19 protein-coding genes and 3 pseudogenes are annotated in these 26108 nt (G+C 69.4%); 7 read left to right on the top strand and 15 right to left on the bottom strand.

Annotation, left to right across the window (positions count from 1 at the left end; all coding sequences use genetic code 11):
- Positions 1–13: 13 nt before the first annotated feature.
- From ACIBK8_RS29835 to ACIBK8_RS29815, 5 genes are all read right to left on the bottom strand, one after another.
- Positions 14–1345, bottom strand: a complete 1332-nt coding sequence (locus tag ACIBK8_RS29835; protein ID WP_399045135.1) for a putative T7SS-secreted protein — start codon at positions 1343–1345, stop codon at positions 14–16.
- A gap of 21 nt (positions 1346–1366) precedes the next feature.
- The gene (locus ACIBK8_RS29830; protein ID WP_399045133.1) at positions 1367–2128 is read right to left on the bottom strand and encodes a hypothetical protein; all 762 of its coding nucleotides are present in this window, start codon (positions 2126–2128) and stop codon (positions 1367–1369) included.
- Entirely contained in the window at positions 2125–2427 is a 303-nt protein-coding gene (locus ACIBK8_RS29825; protein WP_399045131.1) for a WXG100 family type VII secretion target, read from the bottom strand. The genes ACIBK8_RS29830 and ACIBK8_RS29825 overlap by 4 nt, the downstream gene beginning before the upstream one ends.
- A 537-nt stretch (positions 2428–2964) precedes the next feature.
- On the bottom strand, positions 2965–3543 hold the full coding sequence (locus ACIBK8_RS29820; RefSeq protein ID WP_399045129.1) for a GNAT family N-acetyltransferase: 579 nt from the start codon (positions 3541–3543) through the stop codon (positions 2965–2967).
- Positions 3540–3881 carry a lasso peptide biosynthesis B2 protein gene (locus tag ACIBK8_RS29815; protein ID WP_399045172.1) on the bottom strand — a complete coding sequence of 114 codons (342 nt, stop codon included), beginning with the start codon at positions 3879–3881 and terminating at the stop codon, positions 3540–3542. The genes ACIBK8_RS29820 and ACIBK8_RS29815 overlap by 4 nt, the downstream gene beginning before the upstream one ends.
- A 431-nt stretch (positions 3882–4312) precedes the next feature.
- Between ACIBK8_RS29815 and ACIBK8_RS29810 the strand changes: the two genes are divergently transcribed.
- Positions 4313–5194 (top strand): hypothetical protein, encoded by an 882-nt coding sequence (locus tag ACIBK8_RS29810; RefSeq protein ID WP_399045127.1) that lies wholly within the window; start codon positions 4313–4315, stop codon positions 5192–5194.
- Between the two features lie 150 nt (positions 5195–5344).
- Positions 5345–5587: pseudogene (locus tag ACIBK8_RS29805) on the top strand (flavoprotein); the annotation flags it as partial.
- 159 nt (positions 5588–5746) lie between these two features.
- Here ACIBK8_RS29805 and ACIBK8_RS29800 read toward each other — a convergent pair.
- A complete protein-coding gene (locus ACIBK8_RS29800) occupies positions 5747–6715 on the bottom strand; it encodes a LysR family transcriptional regulator (protein ID WP_399045126.1) in 969 nt (322 codons plus the stop codon).
- 85 nt (positions 6716–6800) lie between these two features.
- On the opposite strand from ACIBK8_RS29800, the gene ACIBK8_RS29795 reads away from it, so the two are divergent.
- Together ACIBK8_RS29795 and ACIBK8_RS29790 are read left to right on the top strand one after the other, a co-directional pair.
- A complete protein-coding gene (locus ACIBK8_RS29795) occupies positions 6801–8006 on the top strand; it encodes an iron-containing alcohol dehydrogenase (RefSeq protein WP_399045125.1) in 1206 nt (401 codons plus the stop codon).
- Between the two features lie 95 nt (positions 8007–8101).
- Positions 8102–9625: a cellulase family glycosylhydrolase gene (locus ACIBK8_RS29790; RefSeq protein ID WP_399045124.1), complete on the top strand. Its 1524-nt coding sequence runs from the start codon at positions 8102–8104 to the stop codon at positions 9623–9625.
- Between the two features lie 244 nt (positions 9626–9869).
- Here the strand turns inward: ACIBK8_RS29790 and ACIBK8_RS29785 are convergent.
- A pseudogene (locus ACIBK8_RS29785) lies at positions 9870–10229 on the bottom strand (HD domain-containing protein); the annotation flags it as partial.
- Between the two features lie 99 nt (positions 10230–10328).
- Here ACIBK8_RS29785 and ACIBK8_RS29780 point away from each other — a divergent pair.
- The gene (locus tag ACIBK8_RS29780; RefSeq protein ID WP_399045123.1) at positions 10329–11489 is read left to right on the top strand and encodes an FAD-dependent oxidoreductase; all 1161 of its coding nucleotides are present in this window, start codon (positions 10329–10331) and stop codon (positions 11487–11489) included.
- 72 nt (positions 11490–11561) lie between these two features.
- Here the strand turns inward: ACIBK8_RS29780 and ACIBK8_RS29775 are convergent, their stop codons facing one another.
- Positions 11562–12497 carry a GNAT family N-acetyltransferase gene (locus ACIBK8_RS29775; protein WP_399045121.1) on the bottom strand — a complete coding sequence of 312 codons (936 nt, stop codon included), beginning with the start codon at positions 12495–12497 and terminating at the stop codon, positions 11562–11564.
- A gap of 338 nt (positions 12498–12835) precedes the next feature.
- On the opposite strand from ACIBK8_RS29775, the pseudogene ACIBK8_RS29770 reads away from it, so the two are divergent.
- A pseudogene (locus ACIBK8_RS29770) lies at positions 12836–13072 on the top strand (LysR family transcriptional regulator); the annotation flags it as partial.
- 218 nt (positions 13073–13290) lie between these two features.
- Here the strand turns inward: ACIBK8_RS29770 and ACIBK8_RS29765 are convergent.
- Positions 13291–14985: an alpha-keto acid decarboxylase family protein gene (locus tag ACIBK8_RS29765; RefSeq protein ID WP_399045170.1), complete on the bottom strand. Its 1695-nt coding sequence runs from the start codon at positions 14983–14985 to the stop codon at positions 13291–13293.
- A gap of 129 nt (positions 14986–15114) precedes the next feature.
- Here ACIBK8_RS29765 and ACIBK8_RS29760 point away from each other — a divergent pair, with 129 nt between their 5' ends.
- Complete coding sequence (locus ACIBK8_RS29760; RefSeq protein ID WP_399045119.1) at positions 15115–15603, top strand: MarR family winged helix-turn-helix transcriptional regulator; 489 nt, start codon at positions 15115–15117, stop codon at positions 15601–15603.
- A gap of 235 nt (positions 15604–15838) precedes the next feature.
- Here the strand turns inward: ACIBK8_RS29760 and ACIBK8_RS29755 are convergent, their stop codons facing one another.
- From ACIBK8_RS29755 to ACIBK8_RS29730, 6 genes are all read right to left on the bottom strand, one after another.
- Positions 15839–16750, bottom strand: a complete 912-nt coding sequence (locus tag ACIBK8_RS29755) for an isopenicillin N synthase family dioxygenase (RefSeq protein ID WP_399045117.1) — start codon at positions 16748–16750, stop codon at positions 15839–15841.
- A gap of 1583 nt (positions 16751–18333) precedes the next feature.
- Entirely contained in the window at positions 18334–19449 is a 1116-nt protein-coding gene (locus ACIBK8_RS29750; RefSeq protein WP_399045115.1) for an NUDIX domain-containing protein, read from the bottom strand.
- 40 nt (positions 19450–19489) lie between these two features.
- Positions 19490–20863 carry an NUDIX domain-containing protein gene (locus tag ACIBK8_RS29745; protein WP_399045113.1) on the bottom strand — a complete coding sequence of 458 codons (1374 nt, stop codon included), beginning with the start codon at positions 20861–20863 and terminating at the stop codon, positions 19490–19492.
- Positions 20864–21052: 189 nt separating this feature from the next.
- The gene (locus ACIBK8_RS29740) at positions 21053–22924 is read right to left on the bottom strand and encodes an ABC transporter ATP-binding protein (RefSeq protein WP_399045111.1); all 1872 of its coding nucleotides are present in this window, start codon (positions 22922–22924) and stop codon (positions 21053–21055) included.
- Positions 22925–23573: 649 nt separating this feature from the next.
- On the bottom strand, positions 23574–24116 hold the full coding sequence (locus ACIBK8_RS29735; protein ID WP_399045109.1) for a hypothetical protein: 543 nt from the start codon (positions 24114–24116) through the stop codon (positions 23574–23576).
- 220 nt (positions 24117–24336) lie between these two features.
- The gene (locus ACIBK8_RS29730; protein ID WP_399045108.1) at positions 24337–25974 is read right to left on the bottom strand and encodes an alpha/beta hydrolase; all 1638 of its coding nucleotides are present in this window, start codon (positions 25972–25974) and stop codon (positions 24337–24339) included.
- Positions 25975–26108: the final 134 nt, after the last annotated feature.

The raw sequence follows: 26108 nt of genomic DNA, 5'->3' as shown, positions 1-26108 counted from the left end.
GACGGAGCTGCGGTCAGCCGAAGGCAGGGGCGGCAGCGGGGGAGTCAGGCGGGGGAACCATGGCAGCAGGGCGGGCGGGCCGCTGTGAAGGCTCCCGGACGTCCCATGTGGTCCGGCTGATCACTGCGTTGTCCTGCCCGGAGAGCTCCTTGACCGGAACGCTCTCGGTCCGCGGCAGCAGCCGCTCCGCACCAGGCGTGTCCAGCCCAGAAGCGCTGGCGAGGGACATCGACTGCACCGGTTCCGGCGCGCCCGGTGCCACGGTCTGCTTTTTGTCCTCATCGACCGTCCACAGATCCGAGACGACGTCGATGATCTTTTCTTTGGTGGCGTTGCCGAGCCCGTAGATGTCGTTCGCGATCTGCCCGAGCCGACCGGCACCGTCGACGGCGCGCACAAGGTCCGCACCCCCCTCGGCGATCCCAACCCCGCCCTTGGCCAGCCCTCCGAATGGCACCAGCGCGAATCCGTCGAGGGCGAGATCACTCCACGCGAAATTCTTCGAGCCGGCCAACCCGCCAAGGGCGTGGAATCCCAGCGCTCCGATTCCGAAAGCCCGCGCACCGGCCTCGAAGATGGCGGCGCCGACAACCGTCTCCGAGAAGACCACCGCGAGCAGGTCACACGCGGCGCTGGCATAGCCCATCATGGTGCCGATGTCGTAGATGACATCCGCGTGTTCCTTGATCCATGCCCAGACGTCGTTCGCCAGTTCCCCCAGCTTCGAGCCCAGCTCTTTGATGCCCTTGAGGAGCATCTCGAAGCGCCCGGGTTTGTCCGGGGCGGATTCGGCAGCGGTGTTGAGTGCCTGCGCAGTGGCGATCGCCGTGTCGTTGTGGTTCCCCAGGAGTTCCTGCGCCCGGCGACGGAGGCCATTCAGCTCCTCCTGGGCGTTGTTCACACGGTTCTGCGCCGAATCCAGTCTCTGCTGTGCCGACGCAAGCGATTCCTCGGTGTCGAAGGTCTGGCCGGCAAGTTTCAGATCCGGGTGTGACTGTGCGCTCTTCAGGTTCTGCTGGGCGGCCTCTGCCTGCGTTTCGAGAGAGCGGGCCAGGGATCGGTACTCCCCGAGCCGACTCTCCCAGCGCTGCATCACACCGGCGGCCTGGAGGAGGGAGTCCCGTGCCGTACTCAGTTGAGAGGGAAGCTTGCCGACGGTTCCAGCGAATTGTGTAGCTGCTTCCCCTTCCCAAACCCCGCCGCTCTTTCCGAGCCTGGAGAGCGCGGAGTGGGTCTCTCCCAACTGCTGGCCCGCCCGGTTGAGTTTGGACGCCAGTTGCTGCACGGACTCGGGAATGCCCGGAGCAGGATCAAATCCGAGCGCCTCGAACTGTTCGGTGGCCATATGTCTGCTCCCCCTGTGATTTCAGCCGAACGGATTGACCTGAGCGCGCGGGTCGGCAGGCTCGTCGGGCGGGAATTCGCCTTCGACGGGGAACTCGACCGTGCCCGCGACCTCCGCCAGCAGCGCCTGATGGGTGTCGAGGTCTTCGGTATCGGGCGTCGTGAGGGTGAGCAGCAGGATCCGGTCGCCGGAGGGGAAGGGGATCCACAGCTCCAGGCGTGCCGTCGTGCGTACGGTGTCGGCAAGCTGCTCAGGTGCGTCCGGGCCATCCCACAGCAGCCGCGATGCGGCGGCGTGAAGGACGGCGGGGCCGGCGGGCAGGTCGACCCGTACGACTTCGTCATCGGGATGCTGTCGAAAGAGGGTTTCCGCGATGCCGGCAGCCGCGAGGTCCGGATCACGTGATTCCAGGTCGTGGACCGCCGCAAGGAGTGAGTTGCGGACGTAGGACAGGGACTTGTCCTGTTCATCAGACGACTCCTCATGCTCCCCGTCCCGCTGCGTATCCGCAGCTCGCGGGAAGATGCCCACGGCCTGATACCGGACGCCTTGGGCTGCCAACGCGTGCCGAGCCGCTCCGTACAAGGCGCCGGTCATGGCACGCAGCGGTGCCAGCCCGTCGTCGTCTCCCCAGTAGTCCCGAGCGAACTCCTGGAGCAACTGCGCGTGCACCTCCGGTGTGACGCCCAAGGGCACTTCGTGGAAGCCGTGCGGCACCCGGAACCGGAACATGGGTACGTCCGGTGCATCAGATGAAGTGGTCGCGTCCGCGGCGGTCGTCATTTCACTGCCTTCCCGCCGGTGAAGAGCTGCGCGACCGACTCCTCCAGTTCCCGATAAATACGGGTGGTGGTGCGCAGCCCTTCGGTAATGCCGTCGGTTGCCTCGGCTATCTGATCGATGCCATAGTCCCAAGCCGACTGGAAGCGCTCACAAGCCTCTTGGAGATCCTGGTGGCCGACGGATTCACCGGCCGACTCCTTCAACGGCCTCATGGCCCCACGCATGTTGCCCGCATTCGACGCCAAGTCCGTGGCAAGCCTTCCCATACCGTCCAGTTCGGCACGGTAGTACCCCGACATGTCCCCCCAAGGATGTTTTTTCGCGCTGGCATATGCGGGCGATTCACTCTATCAAGGCCGGTTCGCCTGCCAGCGGCGCAGTGAACGGGCGGTGTTTGGGCCAACGAGCCCCCGCCCACGACAATGCGACGCCGCCCGTGGGCTGACCCGAGAAGACCGAGGCAGTGACTGAGGCCAGTGGGGCAGAGGCCAGTGCGGCTGGACTCCACACCTGGCGGGTGCTCGCCACAAGGCCCGAGCGTCATGGTGGGTGTTCGGTGGCTGAGCTCCAGACACATTGCCGCTATGACGCCATGTTCAGGCGGGATGGGCCCGGACGCAGGAGCGGCCCGCACCGGATGGGTACGGGCCGCAGGCACAGGGTTTGGGGGTGAACCCAGGTTTGCTCCCAAAAGGGCCTCAGAAACGAGTCAAGCGCCCGCCTCGCTTCCGCGGATCAGGTCTCTGAACTGGCCCGCAGCGCCAGCTGTGCCCCCGCTACGGTGCGTGACCGGCAGCGGGGGCAGCTCTTCTATTCGTGCCCAGGTAGCCCGCGTTCTACGAGGGCGTCTCAGCGTCGACGGCAGTGGATACGGTCGAGGGCTCGGGGAAGTCCTCGCGCAGAGCATCCATGATCAGCTCGTCGGCATGCTCGCCGAGCCAGTAGCCCGACTGCCGGAGCCGTCCGGCCGGGCGGAACCCGGCCTTCTCATAGGCCGTGATGCCGGCCCGGTTCGGTTCCAGGACCTTGAGCCACACCATGCGCAGCGAGCCGAGGTGGAATGCCCAGTCGAGGGTCAGTCGGGTGGCCTCGGCTGCGTAGCCGTTTCCGCGGGCCTCGGGGGCGATCAGCATGATGTATTCCGCGGTGCGGACGGCCTGGTCGACGTAGAGCACGGTCATGCCGATGGGCTGTTCGTCTTCGAGGCGGATGACCTCGAATGCAGGACGCTGGCCGTTGCGGGCCTGTCCGTCCCAACCCGCAGCGCGGGCCTCCCAGCTCTGGGGCATCTGGGTGCCGTAGCCGAGGATCGTCCGACGGTCGTTCTCCCACTGGTGGTACGTCGGCAGCATGTCCTGGCGTGGCAGGCCGAGGGCGAGCCGGTCGCCGGGGAGAACGATGTGGGGGTCACTCACGAGGCCGCATCAACTGGCCGATCTTGCTGGTCAGTTATCCATGCGTGAAGCCGTACTGGGTCGGTGGCGACTCCGTGCCGCCACTCCGCACGCCGCCCGGCGCTCGCGAGCAGCAGCGCGGCGGCGGCCGACTGCTTCAGGTACGCCCAACGCGCCGGAACCATACGCGCTGCCCAACGGACGGCACGGACCGCGTACACGGCCTGTACGTGCGTAGCAGGCGAGAGATGCCGACCGCAGCATCCAAGCCGAACCAGGCAGGAAAGCCGTCCGCGCTCGGAGCCGTCACCTGAACGATTGCGGTCGTGAAGGCTACCGGAATCGCAGCGAGCCTCCATCGCGCGGGTGCCGTTTCGGGCGCGGCGAGGATCGCCGACACCTCCAACCTCCCTCACGACGGGCCGACTGTAGGGGTTGTGCAGCTCGACCCCGAATGCGTCGGCAAGCTGATGTGCTGCATCGTGAAGTTGCCGGTCACGGGTCTGATGTGCGCGGGCTTCGGGACGCTCGGGCCAGTCGCGGGCCTGTGGCCTCCGTCGAGATCGTCGGTCGGCGGGCGACTTCGCGGTCCGTGAGGACCAGCAGGCCCCTGACCCGCGCGGTCGGCCACATCAGGTCGGTGCGTACCTTGTCGAGGCCCCGTCAGTTGTTCAGGCGGGCGAAGACATGCTCGACGTGCTCGACGAGTCAAAGCGCTACTCCATCCCAATCCCGTAACGGATATTGAGCCCTATAACGCCCTCTCATAAGCCCTCTTAGAATGCACTACATGCGAATATCCAGACTTATAGGCAGAGTTGTGGCGGCGGCGTTGCTTGCCGGATGCAGTGCTGCAGAGAACCCGGACAAGAGCACAGTCGTCTGGCCTGACGCCGAACACAGCATGCTCGTGGATGTTTTCAAGAAAGTTTCGGACTCTGCGGCGCAGGAGCGGATCGACTACCTGGACCTTCGGACGGCCCGCGGGCTCGTCGCGAAGGACAAGTCCGGGATGTACAAGAACCTTTGGTTCTACTACGTCCACGACTTCTACGCCCACGTGATCCCGGAGGACGACGGCGGGTACGATCTGAGGCCCACGCTGAAGGGCACCTACGGATACGACGAGAAGGATGTCGACACCGCCGTCTCCGTCGGCGTCGGCGGCAATTACCTCACGGGCCGCTTCGACAAGAAGGCCATCGCCGAGTCGTCCGCGGCCGGGGACTGGCACGATCTGGTCGGCGACAACGCCCTCTACCGTTCACTGGGTCAGCCGACGGGCAAGACCCTTGCGGACGACCCCGCGCATGTGGCGGTCGCCAACTGCCTCGGAGACGTCTACGAGGCGAGTTTCGGCCCCAAGTACCCGGAGAAATCCAACGCGCTTCTGACCGCCGTCGGCGGTCGCATCACTTCCAGCGGAACCCCCATCTCGAAAATATGCGCCCTGGCCCACTCACGCCGGACGGCCAACACGATGGCGAAGGAAATGCGCAGGGACATCGCGAACTATCCGGGCGCCGAAGTCACCATCGGCAAGGGCGACACCCCCATGGTCACCATGGCCTGGCGGAACAAACCCAAGCCGGGGCTGCGCCCGGGGGACCAAACCGAATACGCCATCCACAGGGGCGGCGTATCGAGCAGAGCGCTGGACTACGGCCGCTGACCTCGGAGTGGCGCCCCGCCCAGGGCATCCGTCGTCCGGCTGTCCGGGAGCCGTCGCCGACATGGGCGCACGCGCCCGCCGTCGTAGCCTGCCGGGACTGCATCACTTCAGCCGTCGACTGTCGACTGGGAGTCCCGCGTGAGCGATCGACTGGAGCAGCAGGCCAAGAAGCCTTCCCTGTACGTCGTTGTGTGCGCGTCCGGCATCGCCGGCGATGTCGGCAAGCTGATCACGGCCACCCAAGAGGCGAATTGGGACGTCGGCGTCATCGCCACCCCGCAGGGCCTCGGCTTCATAGACGCGACTGCCGTCGAGGCGCAGACCGGCTGCACCATCCGCTCGGCCTGGCGCTCGCCCGGCGAACCTCGTCCGCTGCCGCCTGCCGATGCCATCGTGCAGGTCCAGGGCCCCTCGGCGACCGACGCCCCCCTCGCCCCCGGCCAACTCCTCACCTTCGCCGAAAAGACCGTGACCAGCGACCACAACAGGCCCTAGCGATTCCTTTCTTCGGTTCCGCCGCCGCTGAACGGACACCCCGCAGGGCGCCTTCGTTCACTGCGGGAGCAAGTCGGCGGTGCGGTGGGCGACCTCGTGGCGTAGGGCGTCGCGTACGGCGCGTACGGCGGCGTGGGTGACCGCTTCCCGTCGTACGGCCAGGGTGATCGGCAGCCGGATGTCGACCTCTTCGGGCAGGAGTCGTCGTAGCTGTGCCCGGTGGGCGAGGAAGGCCGGCAGGACACCGATGCCGGCTCCCAGGCTGGTGGCTTCGAGTTGAGCGAAGACGTTCGTGGAGGAGAACGCGGGGCTGGCTCCCGGAAGATGGTGTTCGATGTCGAGGTCGCCGACCTGGAGCATGGACTCGACGTAGAAGATCAGTGCGTGTTCCGGCAGGTCGGCGGTGGACCGGGGAGCCCCGTGCCGGGCGAGGTAGGCGTCGCTGGCGTACAGCCCCAGTGTGTAGTCGGTGAGGTGCTCGGTCACCAGGCGGCTTCCGGTGGGTGTCCCGATGGCCAGGGCGAGATCGACGCCGGACTGGTACAGGGTCAACTGCCGTGTGGCGGTGATGAGTTCGGTGTGCAGCCCGGGGTGGAGCCGACGCACCCGGGCCAGTGCTGGTGTGGCGATGACCGTGCCGAAGCCGTCGGGTGCGCTCACCCGCACGGTGCCCCGGAGCGACGGCGTGCCCTGGCCTGACACCGCGTCGACGACGCGGGCCAGCGCGTCCTCGATCGCGTGTGCGTTCTCCGAGACGGTCTTCCCTGCGTCGGTCAGCGCCCACCCCTCGGTGCCCCGCTCCATCAGCCGCAGTCCGAGGGCCTTCTCCAACGCGGCGATACGGCGGGAGACGGTGGTGTGGTCCACGCCGAGCGCGTCGGCCGCGGCCACCAGACGGCCCGTGCGGGCGACCGCGAGCAGAGAGCGCAGGTCGTCCGCACGGAGCCGGCGGGGGTCGACCGTGCCGCGGTCGGCCTCCGGGCGCGGGGCCGGATTCTCGTCGGCGGGTCGGGGACAGGAGTGCACAAGATCACCGTATCTGCATTTGTGCACATCAGGTCTGCGGCATTGGCGATTGAACGCACACGGTCCGGGGCGTCACAGTCGAACAGTGCAGAGCACCGCACTCTCCCTCCCCACCGAGAGGTTCTCCATGACTGCCAGCCTGTCCCTGCCACGGATCATGCGCATCGGCCGCGGAGCCGCCGACGAGTTGGGCGAGGTCATCACCGGCCTTGGGCTGCGCCGCCCGCTCATCGTGACGGACGCGTTCCTGGTCGGGACGGGCGCGGCCGAGCGCCTGACGGTGACGCTGAAGGACGCCGGGCTGCACCCGGGCCTGTTCTCCGACACGGTGCCCGACCCGACGACCGACTCCCTGGCCGCGGGCCTGAAGGCGTTGCACGACCATGAGGCGGACGCGGTGATCGGGTTCGGCGGTGGCAGTCCGGTGGACACCGCCAAGGCCCTCGCTCTGCTCGGCGTGCAGGGCGGCGCCATGCGCGACCACAAGGCCCCGCGCGTCAATTCCGGCCCCGCGCTCCCCGTGATCGCGGTGCCCACCACCGCGGGCAGCGGCTCGGAAGCGACCCAGTTCACCATCATCACCGACAGCGCCACCGACGAGAAGATGCTCTGCCTGGGCCCGGCGTTCCTGCCGCTCGCCGCCGTCATCGACGTCGAACTGACCATGTCGATGCCGCCCCGGCTGACCGCCGACACCGGCATCGACGCCCTCACCCACGCGGTCGAGGCGTATGTGAGCCGCAAGGCCAACCCCTTCTCCGACAGCCTCGCCCTCACCGCGATCGCGACCATCGGCCGCCATCTGCGCCGCGCCTACGTGAACGGAGCGGACGTGCCGGCCCGCGAGGCCATGATGCTCGCCGCCACCCAGGCCGGCATCGCCTTCTCGAACTCCAGCGTGGCACTCGTCCACGGCATGAGCCGCCCGATCGGCGCGCACTTCCACGTCGCCCACGGCCTGTCGAACGCCATGCTGTTCCCCGCGGTGACCGCCTTCTCCGTACACGCGGCGCCCAGCCGGTACGCCGACTGCGCCCGCGCCCTGGGCGCCGCGACCGACGCGGACGGCGACGTCAGGGCCGCCGGGAAACTCGTCGATGCCCTGCACACGCTCTGCCGCGATCTGGACGTGCCCACGCCCCGCGACTACGGCATCGACCAGGACACCTGGACCCGCCTGACGCCCCTCATGGCCGAGCAGGCCCTCGCGTCCGGTTCCCCCGCCAACAACCCCGCCGTGCCCACCGCCGACGAGATCCAGGGCCTCTACGCCCAGATCTACGCCCCCTGACGCCGCACCACCGCCGATGGTAGTGAGGACGCCCAGCGGGTACATAGCAGCCGCTGACTGACTCTCAGTCAACTTCCTGCTATCGGGAGGCTGTTATGCGCCTGCGCAACGCCGCCGTGATCCTGGTCCTCGGCCTGGCCCTGCTCGGAGCCGCCCCCGCGGTGGAGCCTGAAGCGACCGCGCGGGCGGTCGCCCGGCCTGAACCGGCGGCTGCCCCGCACGGCCGGGCCGCCGACCAGGCCGTCCCCTCCGGCACCGTCACCTCACCCGACGGCCTCACGCACCTCACCGACCGGCACGGCCGTGTCCTGCGGCTGCGCGGGCTCAACCGCGGCAAGACCGACACCGTGACCGAGGCACACATCGCCCAGCTGGCGGGCGACGGCTTCGGCCTCCTGAGGCTCAACATCCAGTGGCAGAAGGTCGAACCGCACCGTGGCCGCTACGACACCGGCTACCTGTCCTACCTCGACCGGATCCTGGGCTGGGCCGACCGCCACCGGGTGCTGGTCCTGATCGACTGGCATCAGGATGTCTTCGGCCCGGCATTCGGCCACAACGGCATCCCCGCCTGGGCCACCCGCACCGACGGACTCCCCTTCGAGCCGAACCCCGACGACTGGTTCACGGACTACTTCCAGCCCGCCGTACAGGCCGCCTTCACGCATCTGTACGACGACGCCGATCTCCGCACCGCGCAGACCACCGTCTACGCCAAGGTCGCGGCCACCCTGCGCGGACATCGCTCCCTGCTGGGCTACGACCTGTTCAACGAGCCCTTCGGGCCGGTTCCCGGCGACCCTGCCGACCCCGACGACCAGATCAACGCATCCGCCGCCCTGGAACGCGGCCGGTTGGCGGCCATGTACCGGCGGCTGATCGACGCCGTACGCTCCACCGACCCCGACGCGTGGCTCTTCCTCGAACCCACCGTCCTGGTCGGCCAGGGCGTCCCCACCAGCCTGCCCGGTTTCGATGACCCCCGGCCCGGCGTGGACCGCATCGGCTACGCCCCGCACTACTACGACACCGCCGTCGAATCAGGAGCCGACTGGAACCCCGCGAGCCACTTCATCGACAACTACGAAGCCGCCATCGACGCCTACCCCACCGCCCACCGGCTGCCGGTACTCGTCGGCGAATGGGGCCCACCGCAGGCCACCACCCCCGGAAACGCAGAACTGATGCAACGTCAAGTAGCCTCCATGGACCGCTTCGCCGCAGGCTGGGCCCTGTGGTACGACTGCCGCGCCCCCAACGGCGGCGGGTACTGCGCCTACGACCCCCACGGCAACCCTGCCCCCGGAAAACAGCCCGCCTTCACCCCGTACGCACCAGCAGTAGCGGGCACCCCACGCACCGAGACCTACACCCCGGCCACCCGCACCTACACCCTCACCCTGACCGCCAACCGCACCACACGGCACACCTGGACACTGCTCTCCCTCCCCACCTCCGCCTTCCCCGACGGAGCCCGCCTCTCCGTCACCGGGGCAGGCCCCGTGACAGTGGTGGACAACGGCCCCGGCACAGCCCGACTACTGCTCCCGACAGCACCACCGGGAGCCACGGTGCGAGTGACGGCAACCCCCGCCCACCCTCGCCGGCCGGCACCCTGAGGGCCTGTCGAGGCCGACGGCCAGCAGGCCGACGGTCAGCTCCACCAGCGGCACGCCCGCTGCGCACATAGGAATCGAGATGGTCGAGATTCAGCAGCCCCGAGCGGTTGGTGAGCGGCGAGTGCGGCTGCTTGCCGAGCGCGGCGGCTACGGCATCGACGCTGATCCCGTGCTGCTCCAACACAGAGCGGACCGGGTCGGTCCGTAGGAGCTGCGTGCCGATGACGTGATGGTCGAGGCCCCGAACGCCTTCGAAGGTGTGGCTCAAGGGCAGGTGGCCGATGTCGTGCAACAGCGCCGCGACCCGCAGGAGTTCGTCCTCCGGGCGGAAGTGCGCGACCAGGGCGAGTACGCCGAGGGTGTGCTCAAGCCTGGAGTACGACTGCAACGTGCTGACCGTCGAGGCCCCACCGTGCGCGACGAAGTGCAGGCGCCGTAACGGCTCGGTACGCAGCAGGCTGACTTCCACGGGGTTCAGGCGGATGGGCACCCGCCACAGTGGATCGGTGAACTCCCCGGTCAAACCCACGACATTGGTCGCGACGGACCATGCCGCGGCGCCCCCGTTTCCTTGCCGCGAGCCTGATTCCCTTTGGCCGACCATCGGGTCACTTTAACGACGTGGTGCGTGGTGGGCGCCGCCCACCGTCTTTTCCGGTGACGGGGCGGACTGGCTTGCTGAGGGGCCGTACGTTGTATCGACATGAGACCCCGTATCGCAGTGGTCGGCAGCGGCCCCGCCGGCCTTGCCTTCGCCCGCGTCCTGCACCGTCATGGTCACCCGGTCACCGTCCTCGAACGCGATCCCGCCCGCGACGCCCGTCCCGCGGGCGGCGCGCTGGACCTGCGCGAGGGGCTGGGCCAGCTGGCGCTGGAGAAGGCGGGAGTGCTGGCGGAGTTCCAGGCGCTGTCCCGTCCCGAGGGGCAGGCCATGCGCATCCTGGACGCGGACGGGACCGTCCTGCGCGACTGGCAACCTCGTCCGGGCGACCGGGCCCATCCGGAGATCGACCGCGGGCAACTCCGTGACCTGCTGCTCGGGCCTCTGGACGTCCAGTGGGGGCGGGCCGTGACGGAGGTGGTGCCGCGGAGCCGGGATGGCGTGCTGGTCCATTTCGCGGACGGGCGACAGGAGACGTTCGACCTCGTGATCGGCGCGGACGGTGCCTGGTCCCGGGTCCGCCCGGCGGTCTCGTCCGCGACGCCGCAGTACACCGGTGTCACCTTGGTCGAGACCTCCCTGGATGACATCGACACCCGCCACCCCGACCTCGCCCGGCTGGTCGGCGACGGTTCCATGGCGGTGTACGGCGTGAACCGCGCGCTCGTCGCCCAGCGCAACAGCGGCGGCCACGTCAAGGTGTACGCCCAGTTCCGCGCGCCGCTGGACCGGGACACGAACCCGGATCGGCACATGGGCCTGAACCAGCTCGCGGGCCTGGGCCCGGCCGACGTCGAGGCCGTGCGATCAAGCCTGCTGGCCCTGTTCGACGGCTGGGCCGCTCCCGTCCTCGACCTCATCCGCCACGGCACAGCTTTCGCCCACCGCCCCCTCTACGTCCTGCCCGTGTCCCACACCTGGACCCACGTCTGCGGGGTGACGCTTCTGGGCGACGCCGCCCACCTGATGCCGCCGTTGGGGGCGGGCGCGAACCTCGCGATGCTGGAAGGCGCCGAACTCGCCGAGTCCATCGCCGCCGCCCCCGGCCCTGGAGATCTGGACGAGGCCGTCCGCGCCTTCGAGGAACAGATGTGGGCACGGGCCGGCAGGTGGGCGGCCATCACGAAGGCCGGTCTGGAACGCCTCGTGAGCCCGGACCCCTCCGAAGCCCTCGCCCTCTTCGACGAAGTCCAGCCTGCCTGACCGCCAAGCGCGAAAGCACGGTCCCAAGAACGCCGGTAGCGGCTGCCGGCCGTGCCTTCGCGGTAAGCCGGGTCAGTCCCAGACCAGGTTGAGGGCGCGTTCGAAGTTGACGTATCCGGCGCGGGCGAAGGACTTCGCCATGGGGACGTTGCCGAGGTCCGTCGATGCCCTGATCCGGTCGACGCCCTCGGCGGCCAGGATGCGGGTGCCCTCGGCGAGGATCTCGTCGATGTAGCCGTTGCCGCGGTGTGCGGGCAGGACACCGAGGTACGCGATGATCGGGTGGTAGTTGTTGCGGGCGGGGACCACGAAGCCCACCGGGCCGCCGTCGTCGGGGAGTTCGGCGATGCGCCACCACTCGTGCGGGCTCTTGTACCCGGCCAACTCTCCGTCGTAGTGCCGTTCCGCCGCCTCGCGCGGGCTCAGTCCGGACGCCAGGTCCGCCTGGCCGTGGGCGTCGAGGGTGCCCTCCATGACCGGGGTCATCAGGGCGATGAGGTCCTCACGGTCGGCCACCGGGCGGAAGACGAGACGCCCCTTGGGCTCCGGGAGCGGGGACGACGGGGTCCACTGCAGCCGCAGCCGCTCGACCAGCAGCCGTGCGCCGGTGCTCGCCAGCACACGGGTGCGGGATTCGACCACCTCGCGCGCTGCGGGGTCCTCGTGCCAGTCGGGCGGGACGAAGCGGCTGTACTCCGGCAGCTTCGCGCCCGCCGGAAAGACGGTCGCCGTCGCCGTCTGGAACAGCCGCAGGCCGATCTCGTCGCGGTCGGCCCGGGGCAGCGTGTCGTCGACGTCGAAGAAGTCGAACTGCAGCGGCACGTCACCGCCCGGCGTCGTCCACCAGGCGAGCCGGGCGAGGAGACGGTCGCCGTCCAGGGCCACCCAGGACCACTCGGGGCGACGGCAGCCGGCGGCGAAGTCGTCGGTCAGTTCGTGGTCGAGGACGTAGGAGAGCCGGCAGAAGAGGTCGATCTCCTCGGGGCCGGTCAGGGGTCGGTAGCTCACCGATGGCAGAGTCAAGTCAACTCCTGTGAAGGGGGACAGCGTTCCGGACGCGGTATGTCGTGCCGGTCAGGCGCGTCGGGTGGTCGGGTGGAGGGCGGCGAGGCCTATGACCGATGAGGTACGCGCCTTCCGTGCGGTCCGCGTGGTCCGCGTCTTTCGGCTCGTCGGCCGGGCCGGTCCTGCCGCCTCATGCCGGCTCAGGTCACCTGCGGGAAGCGGCCTCCCGGCCCGGTAGCCAGTATGCGTACCGGGCGGTCCGGGAACAATGGCCGATCTTGTTATGGCCGTTAACCCAGAGGTTCACGATCACGGGGGGCCAGGGGGAACCGGGGGACAGGATGGAACTGCGGGACATAGAGATCTTCCTGACGCTCGCGGAGGAGCTCCACTTCGGCCGCAGTGCCAAGCGCCTGCATGTCTCCCCGGCCCGTGTCAGCCAGGCGATCAAGAATCAGGGACGCGCCATCGGCGCCCAGCTCTTCGAGCGCACCAGCCGCCACGTGCGGATGACCCCCGTCGGAGAGGCGCTGCTCCAGCGGCTGAAACCGGCATACGAGGACGTCCAGGAAGCCGTGGCGGAAATCTGGCGCACGGACCGCACGACCCCCTTGGTACGCGCACTCGCCGAGGCAGCGAAGGAGCACGGGGACGCAACCGGGCGGTAGAGACGGGGTGCGCCGGCTGCTCGTCCGTCCACGCAACCCGTACGGGTCGTCGTCCGGCGCCCGGATTCCCGGCCGGGGCTGTGCTTGGGCCATCCCGCCGGGGAATGGCCCAAGCACTCAGCCCACGGTCAGGCGCCGTAGTCGTTCTGCTCGGCGAAGCGGCCGGCGAGGGCGGTGAGCAGCTCGGGTGCGTCGTCGCGCGGCAGCACCGCCTCGATGAGTACCAGCTTTTCCGGAGTGGCGGCGGCGAGGGAGAACGCGTCCGCCAGCTCCGCGGGTGTGGTCACGCGCCGCGTGACACAGCGGTCGCCTCCGCCGAAGGCCGCCGGCAGGGCGGTGTAGTCCCAAGAGGCGATGTCGTTGTACGAGGCGGTGGCGCCGTGGATGGCGCGTTCGACCGTGTAGCCGTCGTTGTTGATGACGACGATCACCGGGGACAGGCCGTGCCGGGTCATGGTGCCCAGTTCCTGCACGGTCAGTTGCAGTGAGCCGTCGCCTATGACGAGCACGGACCGGCGCCCGGGGGCGGCGAGTTGGGTGCCGAGGGTGGCCGGGAGGGTGTAGCCGATCGAGCCCCACATCGGTTGTCCGACGAACCGGGCGCCTTGGGGGAGGGGGAGTTCCTGCGCTCCGAAGAACGCGGTGCCCTGTTCCGCGACGAGTACGCCCGAATCGGGCAGGAAGTCGCCCACGGCCGCCCAGAGTTGGTCCTGGGTGAGCGCTTCGTCCTGTGTGCCGTGGGGCGGTTGTGCTGCGCCGGTCCGGGCGGCGGCGCCGGTCGGCCGGCCGTAACCGGCGGGCTCGGGCAGGTGCATCTCGTGGATCAGGCCGGTCAGTGCGCGCAGCGCGTCGGCCATCACCACACCGGTGAACTCCGCCCGGCCCACCGTGGCCCGGCCGGGTCGCAGCTCGATGGTGCGGCCGGCGGGGAAGTGGTGGGTGAAGCCGCCGGTCACGGTGTCGGTGACGGGCGCACCCGCCAGGATCAGGCAGTCGGCGTCCTCGACGGCGACGCGGGCGGACTTCGCGCTGAACTCCCCGGTGTAGACGCCGGCGAAGGCCGGTGCGCACTCGTCCACCACGCCCTTGCCCGTGGAGTACACGGCCGCACGCACCGGGGCGGCTCCGAGCAGCTCGGCCAGCGGGCCGCGCAGTCCGTGCCGGTCCGCCTCGTGCCCCGCGAGCACACTCACGGTCCGGGCGTCCGCCAGCAGGTGGGCGGCGGCGTCGCGGAAGGCACGCAGCAGGTCCGGGTCGGTCGGGGTGTCAGCGGCGGGCAGTGGCGCGGAGGGCGCGGGGACGCGGGCGAGGACGACGTCGGTGGGGAGGTTGAGGTGCACCGGCTTGCGGTGCTGTCGCAGGGCGCGCAGGACGCGGTCGATCTCGTGCGGCGCGTTGTCCGCGGTGAGGGTGGCGCGGGCCACGGTCACCTCCGCGAACATCCGGCCGAAGTGGTCGTATTCGCCGTCCATCAGCGTGTGGTGCACGGGCGTTCCGGCCGCCGCCACCGTCGTCGCGGGCATCCCGGTGATGGCGATCACGGGTACGGACTCGGCGTAGGAGCCGGCGACGGCGTTGACGGCGGACAGCTCGCCGACGCCGAAGGTGGTCACCACGGCGGCGGCGCCACGGAGCCGGCCGTAGCCGTCGGCGGCGTATCCGGCGTCCAGTTCGTTGCAGGTGCCCACCCAGTCCAGGCCGGGGAAGTCGAGGACCTGGTCGAGGAAGCCGAGGTTGTAGTCACCTGGCACGCCGAAGACGTGCTCGATGTCCAGTTCGCGCAGGCGACGGAGGAGATATGCGCCGACGGTGATGTCCGGCATCACGGTCACCGGCCTTTCTGACGTTCAGTGGTGCGTCGGAGCGCCGGTCGGGCGTCCGGCGACGCGAGAAATATGTCAATGTCATTGACCTAGGTGGTGAGCATAGGAACCCCGGGGTAATATGTCAACATGCTTGACCCTTCTCGCCCGGACGCCTTCGACCACGACTTCACGCTCTTCTACTTCGCCTACCGCGCCTTCACCGGCGCCGCCGACGAAGCACTGGCCGAACACGGCATGGGCCGCGCCCACCACCGCATCCTCACGTTCCTCGCCTACTCACCAGGCATGAGCGTCGGGGAACTCTGCGACACCCTGGACCTCACCAAGCAGGCCATCAACGCACCACTGCGCCGGCTGATCAGCGACGAACTGGTACGCGTCGCCGCCGGCGTCCGGGATCGCCGACGCAAGGAACTGCATCTGACCGACCGCGGCGCCACACTCGAACGCACCCTGCACGCCCGGCAGCGAGCACTCTTCCAAGCCGCCCTGGAAGCAGCCGGGCCGTCGGCCGCCGACGGATGGCGCGCCGTCCTCGCTCCGCTGGCCGGATCGCCGTGGACGTCGTTCACGGCCTCCGCCACGAACCGCGAAACGGAAGCGGGTGGTCGCTGAGGACGGCCGCCGACGAGGGGAGCCGACGGCCGGGCAAGGCGCAGCCCCCTGCGGGCTCGGCTCCCTCGAACCCGGCCCGGCGTAACGTCGCTCACTGTCCCGCCGTCGTCGCCGCGTCCGGACACCGCTACGGACCGTTCGCAGGCCGACGCCGACGCTACTCTCCGGGCGCCCGGCCTTCACCCGCCGGGACACGCGGCGGGCTCACACGCCCGCATCCGTGGCACCGCCGGAGTCACCTGCCGAGAATCGACCTCAGCACGGCCACGTAGTCGGAACCGGTGTTGAGCGGGGCGTATGCCGGCGGATCGGCCGGACTGGTGAGAGCGTCCAGGGGCCGGACCACGACTCCGTAGTCCGGCCGGTGCTTGTACTGGATCGACATCCGGTCGCGGCGCACCGTGACGACCCGGTGTGGTGCCGCTCGGTGCTGCCCGTTCGACCACCGCTGCACATAGTCGCCGAGGAAGAGGAACAACGCGCCGGGAACGGTGGGGACCTCCATCCATCCTCCGTCGGGGGCACGGACCTCCAGGCCAGGTTCGTCCTGGTCCAGGATGGTCAGCAGGGACAGGTCGATGTGCGGCGACATGGCGTAGCCGACAGTGGAGCCGGCGCCGGACGAGTGGCTCGCACCGTAGTAGTTGAGACCCAGCCGGTGCAGCGGGTTGCTCAGGCAGGCGGTGAACACGTCCTCCTCCAGCCCCAGGTCCAGGGCGCAGGCAGCGAGGATTCCGTCGCCCAGGTGAGTCAAGTGACGGAAGAGCTCCAGGGACTTCGGGAAGTGCGCATGGTAGAAGTCCACGGACGCGGGCAGGGGGAGTTCGCGGGTGGTGTTGCCGACCCGGTACTGCTCGCATGCCTCAGTGCCGCGATGGGTGCGGCTCCGCTCTCTGCCGAGTTCGCGGTACCCGAGGAACTGGGACTGCTCGGTCGCGTCGTACCGCGTCTTCTCCGCCAGGGGCAGTTGGTAGAACCGCCGCATCTCCGCATGGACATTTCTGATCAGGTCGGTGGGGACACCGTGGTTGTGGACGAAGAAGAACCCCGTGCTCCTGCAGTGGCCGCCGATACCGGCAGCGACTGCCGCCCGGTCCTTCGAGTTCCAGCTGGTCGCATCTCCCGGCAGCTGTACGTGCGGTATCACCCGTGTCCTCCTGTGCCGTCGCCGATCGGGAAGGTGCCGAGCCGGATCCCCGGCTGTCCGAAGGCCGCAAGGCATGTCCAGCGATGGTCCGACCACCGCCGCCGCACAGTCGTCCCGCATCCGCGGATCCCGGCCGATCTTCCCACCACCTTGTGAACCCGTCACCACCGCGAACCCGTCACCACCGCCGCCCACTGCTCGAACTCACAGCGCCCGGCCTGCCCGGGACTCCGGAGACTTGCGACAGCGGCCCTCGCGGGCTGCCCGACACACCACGGGAAGTGCCTGGCCACCGCGATGTCATAGCGCAGCATCCACGCGGTCAGCTCCATGCCCCAGGTGCCGCCGCCGACACGCGCTGGGTTCTCCGGCCCGCGCCGCCGCCAGTCCTCCCAGAGCAAGGGATCGAGAAGTCGGCGAAGGATTCGCCGCTGACCGGGGTATGGACGGCCCGCAGCCGCTGCCCGCGACAACCGGCAGGAGTGAGCGCAGGGCCAACAGCCCGAAGAATCCGATGGGCGCGTAGAGCAGGAGGTTGAGCAGCCCTTGCTGAGTGGCGAACGGCTCGGCGTAGTTGCGGTTGATGACGCAGACGCGGGCGGCCTCGGCTGCTGGGGCCCGCTCGGCAAGAACAGGGTGAGTGCGACTTCCGCTGTGACGGCGGCGCCGAGCGCGGCGTGGGACCACGGCCTTCTGTCCACCTGGTGCGCGAGCCAGAAGCACAGGGCAGCAACGAGAAGGACCGCTAACGCCGCGGTGATGACGAAGCCCGTCTGGTGTTTGAACACTGCGGAGAGTACGGAACGCGATGTCCTAATCCCTGGAGAGCCGACAGAAGATGCTCCGTGCCCGGCCGGTCCCGCGGCAGCAGGGCACGGACGGGCGGTCGGCTGCAGTTGGCCAGAGATGTCTGGGACGTCTGCTGACCTTGCACGTCAAGAAGATCAACGGTGCTGGAACAGTAGAAGGCAGGGCCATCCCGGCGGGTGCGGGGAGCAGCAGCAAATCGTCGAGGAATACCTGCGCGAGCCGGGACCATCCCCGCGCGTGCGGGGAGCAGCGCCATTCCTCCATTGCCTCGGCCGCCGCGGTGGGACCATCCCCGCGCGTGCGGGGAGCAGACCGTGCAGGGCGTCACCGGCAAGGAGGAGGAGGGACCATCCCCGCGCGTGCGGGGAGCAGACTCACTGACCTGCGATTCTACGCCGGCGATGTGCCATTCCTGGGCAGTTTCGCTGACTCCGGCATAGGGGCTATAAGGGGTGAGGTGTGATCGCTGGTGAGGGTGAGGAGCAGCGGTGCGACCGCTGCCCCCGCAGATGGGGGCCGACTTCAGTAGGGGGCGTGGCGTGGGGCTCGGTTAGGGCCTTTGCGGAATCTTGGTGTACCTCCTAGGGTGCCGCTTCTTCGGCGGCGGCCAGCAGCGCGAGGTAGCAGCGGCCGGGCTTCCTCCATCTCCCGGACGGCGGTGCCCCTGGCGTTCCACGCCGCGGTTCCCCGGGCTTCCGGCTTGAGTTTATACGTGTTGCGGTATGCCCCGCCGAGGGCGCCTGGTGCCCCGCGGTCCCGGACAGGTGGGGGCGCTACCGACGCCCGCGGGATTCCCGGAGTTCGGTGATCGGGGATGGCGCGGCGTACGGGATCCCCCATCGCTCGTGTGCGATCTCCGCTGCCAACTCGGCCTGGGTATGGCCTTGTTGGCCCCAGCCGAGAAGGCCCGCGGCCTGCTGGGGTGTGGTGAGCAGGCGGGCGAACTGTCGGCCGGTGGCCGGGTCGACCGCGGCCGGGCCGACGGTGGTGAGCGGTGCGGCCAGCCGGAGCCGGGCGCATTCTCCGATGCCGCCGTAGACCTCGCCGGTCGCGTCGTGGATCCATCCCAGCCGGGTGATGTCCCCGCCGACGGTCACTTGGGCTTCCTCGGTGGCCTCTCGCCTGAGTGTGTCCTCCGGGGAGACGTCGGTCGGCTCAACGGTGCCGCCGGGGAGCATTGGCCACCGTTTCTGGGGATCGACGACGATCACCACCCTCCCGTCGGGCGCGAAGAGCCAGCCCCACGCCTGCATGATCCGCATCCCGTCGGGGACCGGGGTGGTGCGCCAGGGCCAGCTGTGTCCCGAGCGGAGCCGGGGCAGGACCTGGTGGTGGTCGAGCGGGGGGACCTGTCCGGTGTGGTTGCTGCCGCAGAGGTGGGCGGTGGTGGCGGACAGACGGGCTCGGAGTGCAGCGAGCATGAGTGCGGCGTAGACAGGGGTCATGCGTTGGGCTGCTTCGGCGGCGTCCAGCAGTGCGTAGTCGGCGAGTTCGTGCGGGGGCAGGCGCAGGTCGGCGAGGTCCTGTTCGGTCAAGGTGCCGCCGTCGTACACGTGGCGGATCTCGCCGGGGAAGGGGAGGTCCGGTGCGATGCTCGGGTGGTCAGGGGGGACGTACTGGGAGGCCAGCAGGCGTCCCGGCGCGCGGTTCAGGCCCAGTTCCTCGGCGGCTTCGCGTCCGGCGGCTGCGTGGGGGCTCTCGCCGCGTTCGGCGCCGCCGCCGGGCAGCAGCCAGTGCGGTTTGTAGGTGGGTTGGACCAGCAGTACGCGGCCCAGGGCATCGGTGAACAGGACGGCGGCGCCCACCCACACGCTGTCCCGGGAGCGTGCGTACTCCTCTTGCGTCATCGTCGGTCGGCCGGAGACGTGCTCGGCGTCGGTGGTGCCCATCGTGCTCCGTTCGTCGGATATCGGTCGGATGCAGTCATGCTCACGGTTGCCGGACGATGCCGTCCGGCAGGAACGGGGCCGCTTTGAGGGCGAGTTGCTGGTGCAGGTACTGCTCGGCGTCGCCGGGGCGCATCCGGGCCAGCGAGACCAGGGCGGTGACGGCGACGTCCGCGACCTCGGCGTGCACGTCGTCCCAGGAGGCGGTGGGCTTGCGGGGGTTGGTGCCACGCGCGCCGATGATCGCCTGCGCGGCCTCGCCGGTCTCCTCGGCCAACTTCAGGACCTGCAACGTCCACTGCTCCGGCGCGCTCAACCCCCTCGCCTCGTCATGGGCGGTGAACCGCTGGGCGAGGCGCCGGATGGTCGCCGCGGCACCGGCGGCGCTCTCCGCCACGGGGACGCCGAGGGGGGCGTCCGGGCGGTGACCGGTGCCGGACGTGCCGGCGCCGTGGTCGGCCGCGTGCCGGAGCACCAACTCGCGGGTGCTCTCGCTGAGTACCAGCCGGTGCAGCATCTCCGGGGCGAACCAACGCACCATCACGCCTTCGGTCAGGCCCACCCGGTCGGCGTCGCCGCACCACTGACATGCGTAGATCTGGACCGGTACGCACAGCCCTTCGGTGCCGGTGGCCTCGTCCACGGCGAAGGGTTCCAGGTCCAGGGGCCCGATTCCCGGGGCCTCCTCGGCCAGTTCGCGCCGGATCGTGTCGAGCAGCGAGTGGTCCTGCGGTTCACGGCCGCCACCGAGCAGCGCCCACGCGCCCGGCTCCCAGATGCCGGGGTAGTTGTCCCTCAGGTGCAGGAGGTACCGTCCCGCGCCGTCGTGGATGAGCGCGGACGCGTTCATGGGCTGCGGCCGGCCGTCGAGGTCGCTGTTCAGCAGCTTGGTCCGGAGGATCGGTGACCCGATGTCCTCGAACCGCCGCCACTCGGCGCCGGCGACCTCGTCGTCCTGGACCACGATCTCGGGGACCGTTTCGCGGGCCAGGTGGAAGGCGAATTTGACGTCGTAGTGGCGGTGGGCGGGCTCGTGCTTCGCCGGGTTGGCGTCGATGTCGTGGACGTCGATGTCGAGCGGTGCGTCGCGCAGCTGCGGGGTCAGGCACAGGTCGCCGGGGCGGATCCCGGTCTCCCGGACCGCCGCGGCGAGCAGCGTCGCGTCACCGGGCTCGACGTGGCCGCCCGGGGTGAGCATCAGTCCGCCGCTGGCCCGGTGGCGGATGTGCAGCACGCGCCGGTCCCGGTCGATGACGACGGCGCTGCATGTGAGGTGCGCCGGGAGCGTCGCCCGGCTCGTCGGATCTGCGGGAGCGTCCAGCGCGGTCAACAGCGGTACCAACGCGGGTCGTTCGTTCGGGTGGCGGTCCAAGTAGGAGTCGACCAGGGCACGGATGGCGGATCGGGTGGGCGTCATATCGGTACCTCGGGGGTAGGGGAGCCGTCTGCCGGGCCTCGGCAGACGGCTGGGTATCGGCAGCGGCCTGTGCCTTCGCCGGCGGTTCGCGGTCGAGAACCGCCGGCGAAGGCGAACGTTAGCCACGCCCCCGCGGACGGGGGAACGCGCAGGCCGCAGCGGGAACTGCTGCGGATGCGCCGGGGCGGCTCAGATACGTGCCCCGTGCGGCTCGTCGTCCCTCTGGGCGGCATCGGCGGTGATCTGGCAGGACAAGAGCCGTTGGAACTGCCCTTCCTGCTCGGCGAGTTGCCGGTACGTGCCCTCCTGCGCGACCCGGCCTCCGTCGAGGACCACGATCCGGTCGGCCACGGCCAAGTTGGTGATCCGGTGGGTCACCAACAGCACCACCTGGTCCCGTGCCAGGGCCCGCAGCCGCTGGAAGATCCGGTATTCAGCCAGCGGATCCAGGTTCGCGGTCGGTTCGTCGAGGACCAGCAGCCCCGCTTTGCGGAAGAACGCCCGCGCGAGAGCGACGCGCTGCCACTGTCCGCCGCTCAGTTCCTCCCCGTTGAGCCACTCGCGGGCGAGGAGGGTGTCCAGACCTGAACCGAGCGTGTCGACGACCTCATCGGCGCCTGCGGCCTCGCACGCCTCACGCACCGCCGCGTCACCGCGCGACGAGGGCTGGCCCAGAGTGATGTTCTCGCGCGCGCTCAGTGGCCATCGCGCGTACTCCTGCGGCACCAGGGCCACCTGCCGCCACAGTGCCTGCGGGTCGGCATCGCCGGTGGGTACGCCGTCCCACAACACCTGCCCGTCGGTCGGCACATACAAGCCGCTGACCAGCTTCGACAGCGTCGACTTCCCCGAACCGTTGAACCCCACCAGCGCGACGACTTCACCGCGGCGCAAGGTGAGGGAGACGTCGGACAGAGCGGGCCGGTCCTTCCCGGCGTAGTGGTGGGTGACCGATGTGATCTCGATCGTCCGCGGCGCCCCGGGCCGACGCGTGCCCCGGCGCATCCGGAACCCTCCGGCCTTGTCGAGGAACCCGCTCCAGTCGTCCATGTACAGCCCGGTGCGCACGGCCCGCGCGCCGACGCTCACCAGACTGCGGACCGACTGCCCGACCGTCTGCAGTGCGAAGACGGCGGTCCCGGCATGCCCGACGCTGATGCGTCCGGTGGCCAGCAAGACCACCACCGACGCCCACACGACGGCCGACCCCACGCCTCCGCACACCGCCCCGACCAGGGACATACGAGCCCCCTTGTCGGCCGCGATCCGGTCCTCGCGGTTGATCCGGGCAACCGTCTCCCGGTACCGGCGGGACAGGAAGGCGGCCATGGTGCCGGCACGGATCTGATCGGCGGCCTCCCTCGTGAAAATGTGCCAACGCAGCACGGACAGCATCCGGTTGGCGCCATTGCTGCGCATGTTTGCCAGATAGCGCACCCGGGCCGCGCTCACCTGCGCCAGAGCCTGCGGAAGGCTGGCCGCCACCAGCAGCGGGAGGAGCACCCAGTGCACCCCGGCCAGCACCACAGCCCCGGCGAGGAAGGAAGCCGACGAGGCGATCAGATCCTGCCCTTCGTCGATCAGGTCCCCGGTGACCTGCGCTCCGCGATCGGCGGCCTCCCGGTCGCGATTGAAGGTGGGCTCGTCGTACGCGCACAGCTCCACCTCGGCGCAACCCGCCAGCAGCATCTGCTCGGCCTCCCGCGACATCAGCGGACGCAGCCGGGAAGAGAGCCAGTTGACCGTGATGCCCAGGAGCGCGCGCACGCCCGATGCACCGGCCAGCAGGGCCACGGACGGCCACGCCTCAAGCAGCCGGTTGTAGACGTCCCCGCTGGTCAGCAGCGCGGTCAGGGTGCCGCTGATCGCGACAAGACCCAGGGCCTGCATCACACCGGAGACCGTCTGGCACAGCAGCAGGCCGACGGTCGCCGCCCGGTCGACCCTCCAGGCCAGCGCCAGCGACCGGCGCACCAGCCGCGGGAGCCGCCTGGCCATGTCACGCATCCGGATCGAACGACCGGCCGCTTCACGGCTCCCGGTCACGTCCACGTACTGCATCTGAGCCCCGGAACCGGCCTCTTCCGCAACCACATCCTCATCCGGCTCGACAGACTTCGTCAGCGGCTCGGGCGGGGCGGGGCGCGGCCCCGGAACGCTATCGGCTGAGACATCGGCAGGCTCGCTCATGCCGCCCACCCCGTATCCGGTCGAGCTGAACCGCTGGTGACGTCAACGCGATACGCGCTCGAGGTGAGGCGGCGTTCGCTCACAGGGGGCTGGAGCGTGGGAACAGGGGCGGGGTACATGGCGACCTCCGGAAGGGCGTGGTGGGTTGTCACGGCGTCCAACGAGCGGGTCAGCGCTTCGAACACATGTGTTTCGGACGCGGCTTGGCCCCTGGAGTAGAGCGAAAGGGCGTTCGTGTCCGGTACACCGACCCTTGCTCGACGGGGCTGCCCTTCGGGACGCCGGTGGCCGAAACGCCGATGCACGGGGAGCCGCCTGCAGGCCGGAAGCGAGGGCGTGCCGTTCTGTCCTCTGGCAGGCGCACCGGCCGCGCCTGTGGCGGACCCGGTGACAGGGCTGCTGACAGGGCTGCTGACAGGGCTGATGACGGGGCTGGTGACCGCCCGGCATGCACCTGTAGCTGACACCCTGCCGGGCCCGCAGGCCATGAGGCCGAGGCGTCCTCGGTGCCGGCGGTGCGCTATTGGTGCGTCCCTGTCTCGCTCAAGGCATCGCGGGCTACGGCGGTGAACTCTCGTATACGGTCGGAAAGTTCAGCCACTTCGACGGCGTGGTGTTCCAGGAAGCCGACGTTGCGGTGGGTGGTGCTCTCTGGCGAGTCGGCCAGGGCCATGAGGTTCGTCTGCATGGATCGTAGTGACGTGTAGACGCGGCGGGCGGCACGTTCCACCGTCTCAGGACCTTCGATCGCCACGTGTGCACACGTCGCGCGAGCGTTCTGCAGTTGGTCTTCCGCTGCTCTGAGCCGTCGTTCTATTTCCGGTGTGTCGCGCGTGCCGACGAATGCTCGGCCGGCTGCTTGAAGCGCGGTTTGCGCCTCGCCAGCTGGGGCCAGAAAGGCGCTGTAGGCGTCGCGTCGGGTTTGCCGGTGCCATTGCGCCTTCTCGGCCTGGAGCTGTGCTTGAACTTGTTGGCGGTTCGACCAGTTGTTGACGGTCGAGGCCAGAACCGTCCCTAAAACGCCGAGAGTTGCTCCGAGCAGTGCTGCTATTCCCTGGTCCACGATGGAGTGTCTATCGCAGGCGCCTGCGCAAGTGCCAGGTGCTGGACCACCCTCGATGTCCGCACGGGGGCCATCCCCATGCGGACATCGAGGGCGCTGAAGGGCGCTGCGCGCCGCTGACCGCTACATGTGCTGGTCCGTGGGCCGTGGGCGTGTCGCTTCCATGTCACGGCGCACAGCGGTGCGGACGGTCGTCACGGCGTGTGCCATGCGGCCGGGATCAGAAACGGTCCGGGGCGCGTTCCGGGAGCGGAAACCCGGGGAGCACGTCCCGCTTCTGGTTCTTGCGTGCCTTCGCGTTCGAGTCGGCCGTCGCCTTGCAGGTCACGTCCTTCGCCGGGAGTTCGCCGGTGAGCAGGTAGTCGTTGACCGTGCCGTCCGTGCACGCGTTGCCGTTCGGGTAGACGCCGTGGCCTTCGCCGCCGAGGACGGTGACCATCTTCGAGCCCTTCAGGTCGGCGTGCAGGGCCTGACCGCTGGGCAGCGGGGTCTGCGGATCCCACTCGTTCTGGACGACGAGAGAGCCGGCCTTGTTGTTCACCTTGGTTGCCGGTTCCACGGACTCGTCCCAGAACGCGCAAGGCTTGATGCTGGACGCGAAGTCACCGTAGAGCGGGTAACGGCCCTTGTCCTCGATGGCGTCCTGCCGGTAGCTCTCGGGATCGCGGGACCACGCGGCCGAGTTGTCGCCGCACACCACGGCCCAGAAGCTCGACGTCATGTTGTCGGACGGCACCTCGGCAGCGGCGGCGGCGCCCGCCCTGGTCCCCTTGGCTCCGGTGAACGCCGCGAGCTTCTTCGCGGCGGACTCGCCGGCCGCGGCCTTCTTCAGCTCCACGACCGCCTCGGTGGCCTCCTTCGGAGTGAAGACCGCCGCACGCATACCGCTCCGGATGTCATCACCGGTGGTCGGCTTCCCCTCCACCTCGATGGGCTTCTCGTTGGCCTGCGCGACGAGGTCCCACAAGGTCCGGTCGACTTCCTTTGGGGTGTCACCGAGGTCGTACTTCTCCGAACGTTCGGCGGCCCACTCGGTCCACCGGTCGAACGCGGGCTCGGCGCCCTTGGCCCACCACTGGATCATCCCTCGCCAGGCACGCGCCGGATCGACCGCGCTGTCCAGCACGAACCGGTCGGCCCGGTCCGGGAAGAGCTGGGTGTAGACGGCGCCCAGGTAGGTGCCGTACGAAATACCCACGTACGAGAGCTTCTTCTCACCGAGGACCGCCCGGAGCAGATCCATGTCGCGCGCGGTGTTGCGCGTGGTGATGTGCGGGAGCCTGTCGCCCGCCTTCTCCCTGCACTTGTTCGCGACGTCGTGTGCCCAGGCGACGTCCTTGTCGAACGTCTTCTCCTTGTACGGCCGCAGCCAGTCCTCTTCCTCCGGCTTCAGGCCGCAGGAAACCGGGCTGCTCTTTCCCACACCGCGCGGGTCGAAGCCGATGAGGTCGTACTTCTGCTGTGCGGACTTGGGGAGCTCCTCCCGCATGACCAGCGGCATGTAGAGCCCTTCTCCCCCCGGGCCGCCGGGGTTGGAGAGCAGGACGCCGTGCCGCTTGTCGGGCGCGGTGCTCTTGATCCGGGATATGGCCAAGTCGATCCGCTTGCCCCCGGGAGCCCGGTAGTCCAGCGGGGCCTTGATCGTGGCGCACTCGAACTCTGCCGGAGTGTCGGCTTCGCACCGCTTCCACTGCGGCTTCTGCTGCACATAGCGGTCCAGCGCGCCCTTGGCTGCGGTGGAGGAGGCGGTCGACGGGGTGGCGGCCGGCGCGGCGATGGCCGTCGAGGAGGCAAGCGCGGGAGCCAGCGTTGCCGTGACACTCACGGCCAACAGGGGCGCGAGACGTCGTCTGCGCACGATATCGATCCTTCCGGTCACATGCTCGGACAGGAACGATCATTCAGGAACCGACCACGCAGCGGATCCCTCGCCGGTCTGTATTTCCCCCTCCCCCCTGGGGATGACACAACAGCCTTGTGTGATACCCGAGT

This window comes from Streptomyces sp. NPDC050161 (assembly GCF_044460025.1).
GTDB lineage: Bacteria > Actinomycetota > Actinomycetes > Streptomycetales > Streptomycetaceae > Streptomyces.
This window is presented reverse-complemented; position numbering and strand designations above follow the sequence as displayed.

What these genes read in the sequence shown, in the direction of transcription:
- ACIBK8_RS29835 (WP_399045135.1), bottom strand. Translation starts at nt 1,345, where the DNA reads ATGGCCACCGAACAGTTCGAGGCGCTCGGATTTGATCCTGCTCCGGGC.
- ACIBK8_RS29830 (WP_399045133.1), bottom strand. Translation starts at nt 2,128, where the DNA reads ATGACGACCGCCGCGGACGCGACCACTTCATCTGATGCACCGGACGTA.
- ACIBK8_RS29825 (WP_399045131.1), bottom strand. Translation starts at nt 2,427, where the DNA reads ATGTCGGGGTACTACCGTGCCGAACTGGACGGTATGGGAAGGCTTGCC.
- ACIBK8_RS29815 (WP_399045172.1), bottom strand. Translation starts at nt 3,881, where the DNA reads ATGGAGGCTCGCTGCGATTCCGGTAGCCTTCACGACCGCAATCGTTCA.
- ACIBK8_RS29810 (WP_399045127.1), top strand. Translation starts at nt 4,313, where the DNA reads ATGCGAATATCCAGACTTATAGGCAGAGTTGTGGCGGCGGCGTTGCTT.
- ACIBK8_RS29790 (WP_399045124.1), top strand. Translation starts at nt 8,102, where the DNA reads ATGCGCCTGCGCAACGCCGCCGTGATCCTGGTCCTCGGCCTGGCCCTG.
- ACIBK8_RS29780 (WP_399045123.1), top strand. Translation starts at nt 10,329, where the DNA reads ATGAGACCCCGTATCGCAGTGGTCGGCAGCGGCCCCGCCGGCCTTGCC.
- ACIBK8_RS29765 (WP_399045170.1), bottom strand. Translation starts at nt 14,985, where the DNA reads ATGCCGGACATCACCGTCGGCGCATATCTCCTCCGTCGCCTGCGCGAA.
- ACIBK8_RS29760 (WP_399045119.1), top strand. Translation starts at nt 15,115, where the DNA reads ATGCTTGACCCTTCTCGCCCGGACGCCTTCGACCACGACTTCACGCTC.
- ACIBK8_RS29750 (WP_399045115.1), bottom strand. Translation starts at nt 19,449, where the DNA reads ATGGGCACCACCGACGCCGAGCACGTCTCCGGCCGACCGACGATGACG.
- ACIBK8_RS29745 (WP_399045113.1), bottom strand. Translation starts at nt 20,863, where the DNA reads ATGACGCCCACCCGATCCGCCATCCGTGCCCTGGTCGACTCCTACTTG.
- ACIBK8_RS29740 (WP_399045111.1), bottom strand. Translation starts at nt 22,924, where the DNA reads ATGCAGTACGTGGACGTGACCGGGAGCCGTGAAGCGGCCGGTCGTTCG.